12 protein-coding genes are annotated in these 11,995 nt (G+C 48.4%); 1 reads left to right on the top strand and 11 read right to left on the bottom strand.

Features of this window, described 5'->3' with window-relative positions; translation table 11 throughout:
• Positions 1 to 10: 10 nt before the first annotated feature.
• From Q7C_RS03150 to Q7C_RS03125, 6 genes are all read right to left on the bottom strand, one after another.
• On the bottom strand, positions 11 to 472 hold the full coding sequence (locus Q7C_RS03150) for a hypothetical protein (RefSeq protein ID WP_014703241.1): 462 nt from the start codon (positions 470 to 472) through the stop codon (positions 11 to 13).
• Between the two features lie 37 nt (positions 473 to 509).
• Positions 510 to 1,256: a tRNA threonylcarbamoyladenosine dehydratase gene (locus Q7C_RS03145; protein WP_041366870.1), complete on the bottom strand. Its 747-nt coding sequence runs from the start codon at positions 1,254 to 1,256 to the stop codon at positions 510 to 512.
• Between the two features lie 70 nt (positions 1,257 to 1,326).
• Complete coding sequence (locus Q7C_RS03140) at positions 1,327 to 3,354, bottom strand: transglutaminase TgpA family protein (protein ID WP_014703239.1); 2,028 nt, start codon at positions 3,352 to 3,354, stop codon at positions 1,327 to 1,329.
• Entirely contained in the window at positions 3,344 to 4,306 is a 963-nt protein-coding gene (locus tag Q7C_RS03135) for a DUF58 domain-containing protein (RefSeq protein ID WP_014703238.1), read from the bottom strand. Before Q7C_RS03135 ends, Q7C_RS03140 begins: the two co-directional genes overlap by 11 nt.
• Positions 4,306 to 5,217 carry an AAA family ATPase gene (locus tag Q7C_RS03130; RefSeq protein ID WP_014703237.1) on the bottom strand — a complete coding sequence of 304 codons (912 nt, stop codon included), beginning with the start codon at positions 5,215 to 5,217 and terminating at the stop codon, positions 4,306 to 4,308. The genes Q7C_RS03135 and Q7C_RS03130 overlap by 1 nt, the downstream gene beginning before the upstream one ends.
• Before the next feature lie 112 nt (positions 5,218 to 5,329).
• Entirely contained in the window at positions 5,330 to 6,094 is a 765-nt protein-coding gene (locus Q7C_RS03125) for a TatD family hydrolase (RefSeq protein ID WP_014703236.1), read from the bottom strand.
• A 32-nt stretch (positions 6,095 to 6,126) separates the two neighbouring features.
• On the opposite strand from Q7C_RS03125, the gene Q7C_RS03120 reads away from it, so the two are divergent.
• Positions 6,127 to 6,594 carry a hypothetical protein gene (locus Q7C_RS03120; protein WP_151194715.1) on the top strand — a complete coding sequence of 156 codons (468 nt, stop codon included), beginning with the start codon at positions 6,127 to 6,129 and terminating at the stop codon, positions 6,592 to 6,594.
• On the opposite strand, the gene ggt is transcribed toward Q7C_RS03120, so the two are convergent.
• The 5 genes from ggt to Q7C_RS03095 form a co-directional block, all read right to left on the bottom strand.
• Entirely contained in the window at positions 6,591 to 8,252 is a 1,662-nt protein-coding gene (gene ggt / locus Q7C_RS03115) for a gamma-glutamyltransferase (RefSeq protein WP_014703234.1), read from the bottom strand. The genes Q7C_RS03120 and ggt overlap by 4 nt on opposite strands.
• A 6-nt stretch (positions 8,253 to 8,258) precedes the next feature.
• The gene (trhO, locus tag Q7C_RS03110; protein WP_014703233.1) at positions 8,259 to 9,251 is read right to left on the bottom strand and encodes an oxygen-dependent tRNA uridine(34) hydroxylase TrhO; all 993 of its coding nucleotides are present in this window, start codon (positions 9,249 to 9,251) and stop codon (positions 8,259 to 8,261) included.
• Between the two features lie 70 nt (positions 9,252 to 9,321).
• Positions 9,322 to 10,302: a FecCD family ABC transporter permease gene (locus Q7C_RS03105; protein ID WP_014703232.1), complete on the bottom strand. Its 981-nt coding sequence runs from the start codon at positions 10,300 to 10,302 to the stop codon at positions 9,322 to 9,324.
• Entirely contained in the window at positions 10,299 to 11,078 is a 780-nt protein-coding gene (locus Q7C_RS03100; protein WP_014703231.1) for an ABC transporter ATP-binding protein, read from the bottom strand. Before Q7C_RS03100 ends, Q7C_RS03105 begins: the two co-directional genes overlap by 4 nt.
• Entirely contained in the window at positions 11,068 to 11,994 is a 927-nt protein-coding gene (locus Q7C_RS03095; RefSeq protein WP_014703230.1) for an ABC transporter substrate-binding protein, read from the bottom strand. Before Q7C_RS03095 ends, Q7C_RS03100 begins: the two co-directional genes overlap by 11 nt.
• Position 11,995 lies beyond the last annotated feature (1 nt).

Genomic DNA, 11,995 nt, shown 5'->3' with positions numbered 1-11,995 from the left:
GCATAAGCAATCACTGCTGGCGAAGCAAAAAAGTCGGTTGTGAATTTGTGTCAATCAGTTGATGGTCGCGCAGCCATTGGTGGGCGTCTTCAGCATCCTGCTCAAACCACGCACGGGCACTGCCCAAACGGAAACTATAGCCCCAACTATCCATGTCTTGCATCATTCGATCGCGCCCCATTCCAGATACATAGTCGCTCAGCAAAATTTGCAAATAACAGACGCCATTTTCTTCATCATAATCACCCGCCGCATCGGTATTAAGCTGTTGCCGGCGGCTATTATCCATGCAGATAAAGTGTCCAGCTTCGTGCAGTGCTGAGTGAATGGGTGTATCAGGTCGAACGAAGAGCTGATCCCCAATCAGACCGGCTTCACTATCGCCAAAAAAACTGCCAGGAATAGGGCGATCATCTTCGACGGGGATGACTTCCAAGCCATACCGTTTCAGCAGGTTCCGGAGCGATGACATCCGTGTTTCACCGCAACATTGAACGCAAGATAGATTTTCAGGATGAGGTGTCACGACGTGCCCCACCAATGAGATGATTGGTCACTAAACCGGCCAAGGTCAGTCCAAAAATAGATGGCATATAACTCACCGTGCCGTTCACGGCGCGTGCTCTTCCACGACTCACCGGTTCTGGTGGTAAAGGCGGTAATGGCGATTCCAGCGAATAGACAGTTTGAATCCCTCTACCGACACCGTGTTTTCTTAATCGTGAACGCAAGTGTTTGGCTAGTTTGCACATTTGGGTATCCATTAAATCACCCGTCCTGATCTGGGTAGGATCCAGTTTACCGCCGGCGCCCATACTGGCAAAAATGGGTAGATTAGAGCGCCAGGCCGTTTCAATCAGTGCCGTTTTACTGCTTAAACTGTCAATGGCATCAACAACGACATCAAATCCGTCATCAAGTAAGTCAGGGATAGTGTCAGGGGTTAAAAATTCGGTAATTCGCCGCACCTGACAATCAGGATTAATTTCGGCAATACGGGTTGCCATGACATCCGCTTTCAGCACATCGATGGTTGAACGCAACGCGACTAGCTGCCGATTCAGATTAGATGCTGAAACGACATCATGATCGACCAACGTTAATTTGCCAACTCCCATTCTGGCTAGGGCTTCAGCCGTAAAAGACCCGACGCCGCCCATACCCGCAATAAGAATATGTGCTTGTTGCAGTCTTTCGATGCCTACGTCGCCAAGAAGAATATGTGTTCGTTCGAATAACGGGTTGGAGTGTGCCATAACCATCAATATGTCATCTAATAAAGGGGTATTTTCCGTTAATTCGCAAAGTCAGGCAAAGTGTGGATATTTAGCGGCTTGGACGAAAGGCTTTGACTGCTGAAACGAACTGATCAATATGATGCCTATCTTCGCGATATCGAAGCCGTCTGTAATGATCGGATATCGTCAAAATAGCTTGTTTCTCCGCGGGTAATAGTGTTCCAGCACGCTCTGCAAAATCCGTTGGCCCCTCAGCAGGCTGGCGATGAATACCCAGCCGTGCCAAACGTCGACAAAACAGCTGGTAATATCGGCTTACCGGATCTTTACTCGGTCTGTGCCAATGCATCAATACTGCAATCATGACAAAAAAAATACCGAGGAACAGAGCCAGCCAAAAAGCCATTTTTCGCCAATCTGGTTGTTGCATTCCTAACTGGCTCAATAACGATTTTTGTATGCCGGGACCATAGCCGACAATCCAGATATCCCAGGTATTATTGAGTGCAGCCCAGTTATTTTTTATGGTGGACCAGACGGCTGCTAGTTGCTCAGAACCAGTGGGTGTTTTTGTTGAACGACGATTTTCTGGTAAGAATCGGTCAATGCCTTGCTCGACTCTCTCAGGGGAGACAGCTGCCGTTGGATCGACACGAACCCACCCCGCTTCAGGTAACCACACTTCAACCCATGCGTGTGCATCTCGTTGTCGGATCACCATGACATCGTCAACCGGGTTAATCTCGCCACCTTGATAACCCGTGACAATTCTGGCCGGCACGCCGGCAGCTCGCATTAAAACGGTAAAACTCGCCGCATAATGCTCACAGAAACCCTCACGAGCATTAAATAAAAAATCATCAACAATATCGTCTTGTAGCAAAGCTGGGGACAACGTGTAATAAAAGGGCTCGGTATTGAAATGGGCCAGCACATTTTCAATAAATTGACGCTGGTTATTACTTTCCGCCAGAAGACGTTGTGCCAGTTGACGGGTTTGTGGATGCGCGTCATCAGGTAACTGTAGTGCCGCATCAAGCAAGCTATCGAATTCAGGATTAAACCGATATTGCGTATGGGATTTAAGACTAAACTGGCTGCGACGGGTAATTTTCTGTCGGCTTGAAAGCAAGCCATCAGCGGAAAATTGAGCGGCAATACCGGATGGTCTATTGACCGGCATATCTAAAGCAAATAACCAGTGCTTATCATGCGGTTCAATTGTCACCGTGTACGAATAGTCAGACTGGCCAGTATAAATTCGAGGTTCATCTGTCTCTGTCATCCTTTTAGCCAACGGGCGCCAATCAGCACCATCAGTTTGCCAAAGAACTGGCCCGCGCCAATAACGTTCTGACATGGGTGGAATCTCATCTACAAAAGCCACCCGAAACGCGATGGCATCCGACAATATCACATCGCTGATTCGTCCCATTTGTAATTGCTCGGACATACCCGTGCTGCCTGATGAGCGTCTTTGCTCACCAAAAGTGACGCCATCAGGTAACTGTTGGGCTGTCGCCGTGCTCGTTTCTGGTAATCCCCAGATAGGCCCGGGAATACGGGGAAACAAGAGGAATAACACCAGCATAACTGGGAGCGCTTGTAGCAGTAAGATGCCGGCATATTTAAGCCGAAAGGCGCCGTTGTACTGCGGTTGATTAAGTTGAATCAGTGAGGCTATCAGCAACATGACCATGATGATCATGCCCATCACCATCAGCATACTTTGGTTATAAAAAAAGTGGGTGGTAATTAAAAAGAAGCCCAAAAAACACACCAGATAGAAATCCCGGCGATTATTGATTTCAACCACTTTGAAAGCCAACATGACAGTCAGTAAGGCAACACCGGCATCACGACCAATAGTCATGCCATAGTTGGTAAGCATCAGAATAATAGTCAGTACGGCAGCGAGACCATGCAGCCATTTCAGTATCGTTTTATCAGCAGGTAACGGCCATTGTCGATAATGATGAGCCAGTCGCCAGCCCATCATGATGGCAAACAGTCCTGTGACCCAAAAGGGCTGATAAACGAAGTGGGGCACGGCGATGATGGCAAGGGTCGCCATCAGCCAGAAAAAGGTATTGTCAGGAATCCGCTCAGCGATCATAAGTGGCCAGTAAAGATAAACAGCGGTGGCGGTGATTGGCTCCCTTATCTGGCTCAATATGTCCCGTCGGTAAGGTCAAACCATACTGCATGTTTGCTTCATCAGCAGCTAGAACCCACTGGCATAACTGGGATAAACGGGCTTCAGTTTCGCTAAGAGATGCCACCTGTTGCCAATCGAGCTGTAAGGTGATGCCTTCTGGATGGTTATATTGTTTACTGCGCAAGACATCATCCCGAGCCAGTGCTTTCCAGGCGATTTGATGCGCGGGATCACCGAGATGATATTTCCGAAAGCCGGCGAAGTCGTCTTGGCCTGTTCCTGCCATTAATGCGACATTACCGTTATCTGATAATGGCAGCGGTAATACTCCTGTCGGGGCGGGGTAAATCAAAACCTGGGTGTCTGGCCTGATAATTGTCCAACAGTAAAATAATCCCAACGGATAGCGACTGCCAATACGCAATGGTCGAATCGTTTGCCAACCCCGCGTCATTGCGGGGAGTGGTACAGAAAAAGATTCAGCATCGCTAACCATCGGCATCACAGCGACGTGCTGATAACGTGCCAATGTCGATAACGAAAACCATCGGGAAGGCGGTGCAGTCGATGCATAATCAATTAAAAGTTGGTAAACCGGGTGTTGATGTTTCGTGGTTATGACAAGGCCAAGTGGGATGTTTTGACCCGCAAAAGCCGGTCGAGGTGGCAGAACCTGATAGGTAACAGTGCGTATATTGCGATGGCTGTGATGCATGGCAACATGGCCAAGGCTGATGAGTAAAAAAGCCAACAGATATGCCAGACTATTGTTGTAATTAATGGCTGCCAGCAACATCAGCAACATCAAACCGGCAAAACCCAAGCCTGCCCGTGAAGGAAGGATATAAATCCGACGCCCATTGATTGTGGTCAGGCGCAGCCAGGCGGACTTTAAGGTGTTTGCTACCATCAGGGAATGGCGACAGCATCAACTAACGATTGCACCCAGTCCGGTTGCATCGCGGATCTGCCAGACTGCAGGCGATGGCCAATGACATTGGGTAAAACAGCCTGAACATCTTCTGGCATCACATAGTCACGACCACTAATGAATGACCATGCTTGTGCGGCGTGAAGCAGACCAAGTCCAGCACGAGGGGAAAGCCCATTTTGAAACTGACCACTGTGGCGGGTATGCGATAGCAAGGCCTGAACATAGTCTATCAAAGCATCCGAAACGGTCTGCATTTGCACGGTGTGTTGCAAGTTGAGCAGGGTTGCCGGTTCGATCACCGGTTGTAATTGCTGTAAGAGTTGTCGCCGGTCGTCACCTTTGAGCAGCGCTCGTTCGGCATTGGTATTTGGATAGCCAAGTGAAATTCGCATCAGGAAACGATCAAGCTGTGACTCCGGCAACGGAAAGGTACCAATTTGATGCGTCGGATTTTGTGTGGCAATAACAAAAAATGGCGATGTCAATGGATAGGTTTCGCCATCGATACTGACCTGCTGTTCTTCCATGACTTCCAGCAAGGCACTTTGGGTGCGAGGCGACGCACGATTCACTTCATCAGCCAGCAATAATTGTGTAAAAACAGGGCCGCGATGCAGGGTAAAACGCTGCAATTCACGATCAAAAATTGATACGCCGATAATATCCGCCGGTAACATGTCACTGGTAAATTGTACCCGTTGAAATTTCAAGCCCAGAGTGGCGGCCAGCGCATGTGCCAGCGTAGTTTTGCCGACACCGGGCAGATCTTCAATTAGCAAATGACCGCGTGCCAACAAGCAACTTAAGGCCAGTTTTACAGCGTGATCTTTGCCGAGAATAACCTGATTAAGGCTGGCGAGAATGGCGTCAATATGGCCGTGGTTCATAAACAGTCCTGATTAGCAGAGTCAAAGGCAATCAATTTGGAATAAGATGGTCCGAGTCACTTCTTTATAACATTGCAATAGCGAGTTTACCTATGCTGTGGTTCGTCATTATTCAGATATTCAGCAGTTTTTGAACGTTGTGCGATGTTTGGCTGGCGATTTCTGATAATGAGTCATCGCGAATTTCAGTTAGTTTCTGCAATACCTCATAAAGTCGAACTGGAGAATTGCGCTGCCCTTGATAGCCGCATAAGGGCATGTCAGGCGCATCTGTTTCAAGCACAATCTGTTCGAGGGGCAGATGACGATATAAACGCTGCAGACGCTGGGCTCTCGGGTAAGTTAAGGCGCCACCGATCCCCAGCAAAAACTGCTGTTTTGCATAAGCTTCGGCTTGTTGTTGGCTGCCGCTAAACGCGTGGACAATACCCCTTAAAAGAGGCCGCGAACGGAGCGATTTAAGAACGTCATCATGAGCTTTACGGACATGCAGAATGACGGGCAAGTTGTATTTCACCGCTAAATCAAGTTGTCCGTTAAACAAGGCCAGTTGAGCGACTTTATTGGTATCAGAGTGATAGAAATCGAGACCAATTTCGCCAATCGCGACGGGACGATGCTGTGCGATAAATGTGTCGAGCAAAGTGAGGGCATCGTCAGGATGCGCCGCCATAAACATTGGATGACAACCCAGCGCTGGTTTCATGATGTCATGTTCTTGACATAGCTTCAGCATGCGGGGCCAAGTCTCGCAGGTAACGCCAGGTACGATAATGTCAGTGATACCCAGCGCCTTGCAATGTTCGATAAGCTGCTTTCGATCGACATCAAAGGCAGCGAAATCAAGGTGGCAATGGCTGTCGATTAACGGCACCATATCAAGCATGTTCCTCAATTAAAGCGGACAGTATGATGGATAATGCATTACAGCGTGCTGCCAGCCAACCGCACGAACGATTTTTATTAAATCTGGCACTAAGCCATTTTTTACTCCCAGCTATTCTCTTTGCAACCAAGAACTTGTGGCTGATTTTTACGTTACCGGTGTTCATTTCCACCATGGTCATCGCGAGCTTGGCATGGCAGGCAAGTCGACCAGCAGGTAAATCGGATCTTGTTCTGGCGCATTGGCAATTAGCGTGGCGGCGTGGCTGTTATCTGTTGTTGACATATGGTCTGACCGCATTGTTGTTTTTGATCAGTCTGTGGCTGACTCAGGATATTGCCAGCAGTCCGGATCAATTCATTCAGCGCGCTGTGTTGGGTTTATTCGTTTTAATGCCTTTGTCATTGATACTGGTGGTATTGCTGATTCTTGAAACCAGTGCGTTGGCGCAGTCAAGACAGGGCAAAATGCCATCGCAGATGCGGCTTTAGTCAGATTGAATAAACCGCACCACCGCCGAACCCTCACCCCTTGGATCACTGGCCGCATCAACCTTGCCAGTAATTTTATCGGCGATGAGTAGCTGCATATTGCCAAATTGCCGATCCAGTGATTTTACGTGGTGACCTTTATTTTCAAGACTGTCGATGACGGCGGCATCAAAACCGGGTGTTTCAACTGTGATTTGGTCTGGCAGGTATTGATGATGTAAACGGGGTGAACTGACAATTTGCTGTGCAGACTGGTCATCAATAAAGGCCAAAATACCTTGCAAGACCATGGTGATGATGCGGCTGCCGCCCGGGGTGCCGAGGATCAGCAACTGTTCTGAATTTTCAACGAAAGTTGGTGTCATGCTGGAGAGGGGTCTCTTGCCGGGTTCGATTTGATTGGCAGATTGGCTCACGAGTTCATATGCGTTGGGTTCACCGATCTTGGCAGAAAAATCATCCATTTCGTTATTCAATAAGACGCCGGTGCCTGGCACCATAAAGCCTGTCCCAAAGGGGTAATTCACACTCAGTGTGGCAGCAACCCGATTACCCTCAGTGTCCAAAATTGAAAAATGGGTGGTGTCTTCTCCTTTACCAGCGACAGGGGCCAATCCCGTTGCTGAAACCGTTGCCTGATTTGGATTAATGCTTTGGCTGAGCTCCCGGGCAAAATCCGAGTCCGTTAAAAAAGTCGGGACATCAACAAAATCACTATCACCCAAATGTTCACTACGAACAAAATAGGCTCGGCGCATCACCTCGGCGAGGTAGTGCCGACGCAGCGCTGGTGGAGCATGTTGATAATCCAGTTCCTGGAGTTGATTCAACATATTGATAAGCAAAATACCGCCTGCTGAAGGTAGATTTACGCTGGTAATATGATAATTCAAATATTGACTGGTCACTGCCTCACGCTGTTTGGCCTGATAAGCGGCTAAATCGGCTTCTTGCCAGATACCACCAGCGCGGTTGACGGCATTCACCATTTGTTCGGCAAGTTTGCCTTGGTAGAAAGCCTGGCCACCTTCACTCGCAATGAGACGTAACGTTTTAGCGAGGTCCGGTTGCCGAATCAGATCGCCAATCTCAGGTAAATCACCGCCTGGCATCAAAACCTGTTTAGCGGTATCGTTAAAGCGCGAGTGACGAAAAGATAACATGCGACGATAACGGGCTGTTACCGGAAAACCCTGCTCAGCATAGCGAATAGCTGGTGCCAATGAGATGGATAGGGGCAATTTTCCATAGTCGCGTTGAATTCGATCCAGGCCGGCAATCAAACCGGGAATACCGGCGCCGAGTGGATGGTTAAGTGATAAATCCCGATTAACTGTGTCATCATCGTTTTGATACATATCGGCGGTCGCTCTGGATGGTGCCGTTTCCCGGCCATCAATCATCACCGCGCGATCAGCTTGTGCTGCTTGTAACAACCAAAAACCACCGCCACCAATGCCCGAGCCGGCCGGTTCAACGACAGCCAGTGCGGCACTGACGGCAATCGCCGCATCAAAGGCATTACCGCCTGCTTCCAGAATTTCAAAACCAGCCTCAGTGGCAAGCGGATGTGCAGATGCAATTGCGGCTTGATTCTGGGCGAAGACAGTCGGACTTAATAATGTGTATGTGATGAAAAAAAGCAGAAGATAACGCATAGACAGTCAAACATTTTTGTTATTTTGTTGTTGATCACGAAGCCGTTTTTGACGTTTTGCTTGTCGATTTTGTCGGATCGTATGACTCGTGTCAGCTCCCATATGTGTCTCACCACGAAGCCGCGCCAACCGCATTTGTTGATGACGTTCGGCAAAGCGCGATTTTTGATGGTCGCTGGTTTTGTCATAGCAGTGATGACAACTGATGCCATGCTGATACTCAGGGCGTGTTTTTTCCGCCTCAGTAATCGGCATGCGGCAGGCATGACACTGATCATAATCGCCTTTTTCCAATTGATGATTAACGGTGACACGTTCATCAAAAACGAAACATTCGCCCTGCCACATTGACTCTGTTTCGGGAACCTCTTCAAGATACTTAAGAATGCCGCCTTCCAGATGGTAAACCGCCTCAAAGCCTTGCTCTTTAAGGAATGCGGTGGATTTTTCACAGCGAATACCACCGGTGCAGAACATGGCAACTTTCTTATGTTTTTCAGGATTCAGATGGTTTTTGACGTAATCGGGAAACTCGCGAAAACTGTCTGTATTCGGGTTAATGGCGTTTTTGAATGTGCCCACCTGATATTCGTAATCATTTCGGGTATCAATCAAAACCACATCAGGGTCGTTAATAAGTGCATTCCAGTCAGCTGGTTTGACGTAGGTGCCAACCGATCGGCGTGGATCAATACCATCAACGCCCATGGTGACGATTTCACGTTTTAACTTTACCCGACTGCGGAGAAATGGCGGCGTATCGGTCAATGACTCTTTGACGCTGATCGGTGCCAGCCGCGGATCTGCATTTAAATGCACCAATAATTTATCGATAGCGTGACGGGAACCAGCAACGGTACCGTTGATGCCTTCATGCGCCAGTAACAAGGTACCTCTAATCTGCTCATCCAGCATCAATTCGAGAATGGGAGCGCGCAAATTTGCGTAATCTGGCAGCGCGACAAATTTGTATAAGGCGCAAACAACGATTTTAGGCATAAGTGTCACACAGTTTTGGCAAATAAAAACGCCTATTTTACCGCGAAAACCGTGACTTGGGATAATCGGATTACGGAGTTAGTCGTTTGTTTCTCAGTAGTAACCAAAGAAAAAACGGTCCACCCAATAATGTCGTAATCACACCCACGGGTAATTCAGCCGGCGCAAAAACCAGTCGCGCCAGCGTGTCGCATACAATCAGAAAACTGCCACCAAACAACAGGCTAGCCGGGATGAGATATTGATGGTTCTGACCAATCAGCAATCGACAAATATGCGGCACCATCATGCCTACAAAACCAATCGGTCCGCACAGGGCAACGATCGCACCAACACATAGCGAGGTAGTGACAAACAAGCCGTAGCGTACCCTATTGACGGAAACCCCGCGGCTTTGCGCCAAGGCATCTCCAGCCATTAACAGATTTAACTCACGGCCTAAACTCAGAATAATCACGGATGCCAGGCCAACAAATGGTGCCAGCTGAGCGACCTCTTGATAACCAACCACAGATAGACTGCCCATCAGCCAACGGATCATTTGAAAGGCATCGACAACATTACTAAGATACTGAACCAGTAAAATCAGACTGGAAAAGAAAAAACTGACCGCAACACCCGTCAATAGCAAGGTTTCAGTCGAAAAACCACTTCGCAATCGGCTGACCATATAGACCAGAATCATGGACAATAAAGCACCGATGAAGGCGCCAATGGTTGGCCCAGACAGGCCCATAAAACTGATTGTAATGCCAACATAGACCGCAACGACCGCACCAAACGACGCGCCACTGGCGATGCCAAGCGTAAACGGCGTTGCCAATGGATTATGAAACATGGCCTGAAAGACCAAACCACATAGGGCCAAACCACTCCCGGCAAGAAAAGCGAATAACACGCGAGGCAACCGAATGTCATTGTAAATTTGTTCGCGAATTGCTGCGGATTCAATACTGTTCAAGTCGATCCAGGGACTAATCATCACGATCAGCAGGCTGAAAAAGCTTAAAGCAGCAAGTTTGGCTGATGGCGACAAGCGTTGCAGCATCATTGCACGATCTCTGGCAAGGCAATTGGCAGATGCGTTTGTGGATGAGGCGTTATCACAAATCGTTGACAGTAAAGATCAAATAACCTTTCCGCGTTGATAAATTGCCTCGCAGCACCTTGCCAGAAAACCTGCCCGGCTTTGAGCGCTAGAATGTTATCCGCGTGCTGGCCGGCATGATTAATGTCATGACTGACTTCGATAATGGTTTTATGAAGATCATGATGCAATTGCTGAACAAGTTGTTGAATACGAGATTGATGCTGAGGGTCAAGGAAGCTGGTCGGCTCATCAAGCAATAAAACAGGCGTTTCTTGTGCCAGTGCCGCAGCGATCATCACGCGTTGGCATTCTCCGCCGCTTAGCTCGCTTAATTGACGATCACGAAATGCCTCACAATCGGTAATCATCAAAGCTTCATCTATAGCCTTAATATCGGTTTGTTGCCAATGGCCGAGCCACCGCTGATGGGCGTAGCGACTCATCGCCATAAACTCTTGAACAGTAAACGGCAAATGCCGACCATTATGTTGCGGAACATAGCTGATATGGCGCGCCAGCTGTTTTCTGGAAAAGTGCTGTAGTGGTTTGCTTTGCAGAGAGAGATGTCCGCTACGTATTTTTTGTAATCCATTTAGGCAGCGTAACAGTGTGCTCTTCCCCGCACCGTTGGGACCGACGATGCACCAATATTCGCCTGATGCGATAGTCAAATCGATATCTGTTAATAAGCTATGACCTTGTTCAACAACCGATATCTGTTGCCCCTCAAAATGCATCGTGGGCCTCCGGATGCAGCAACCTGGCAAGGTCGTCAAGGAGTTTGACGACTCTGGGACCCGGCACGGTGGCATAATCCGCCTCGATAAAGAAAATCTGGTCGTTTTGTACAGCGTTGACTTGATCAAGCTGCTGCCAGAGTCGTCGCACTGCGGCTAAGTCAGCAGAGTGGGCATAAGTCGCCGGAAAAATATCAATAATGATATCTGGATTGAGTCGCAGCAAGCCCTCACGGGACACGGAGGGTACCTTCAAATAGGACTGCTGATAAACGTTTTCACCGCCGGCAAGCACTAACAAATCATTATAAAAATCCTGCTGACCAGCGAGATAAACTTGATCCAGCTGCTGACTATTCGTGTCGTGTGCGATGGCGATCAAGGTTTGTTTTACCGGCTGTTTGGCAACGCGATGATGGATCTGCTGAATGTCACTTTGTAATTGCTGATGTAGTCGGGTCCCGGCGGCAGTGTGGCCAATCATGTCACCTATTTCTCCGATACTACGCAGAATACCATTGAGTCTGCTATGGTCTACGGTAAGGGTCGCGATACCGAATTGATTCAATTGCTGGCTCAGTTGTTGTTGCTGGGCCAACAAAATTACTAAATCAGGTTGATGCTCAACAATGGCGGTCAGCGACGCATCAAGATAACCGCCAACAGTGGGTAACTGGCTGGCCGCAGCCGGATAGCGGCAATAATCAGTCACGGCAACCAGCTTGGCTTGTGCATCCAAGGCAAAGAGGGTTTCTGTGATACTGGGCGCCAGACTGATAATTCGCTGTGGCAGATCTGATGGCGAGGTTGCCGGTTCAGAAACAGGCTGCCAATAGGCAAAAATAAAAATGAATACGATTGGCAGCACCGGCCAAAAACGCCGCATGGCATAATTCCAAGTACCGAAAATTGACATT

This window comes from Methylophaga frappieri (genome assembly GCF_000260965.1).
Lineage (GTDB): Bacteria > Pseudomonadota > Gammaproteobacteria > Nitrosococcales > Methylophagaceae > Methylophaga > Methylophaga frappieri.
Note: the sequence above shows the minus strand (reverse complement) of the source record. Positions and strands in the feature narration are given on the sequence as shown.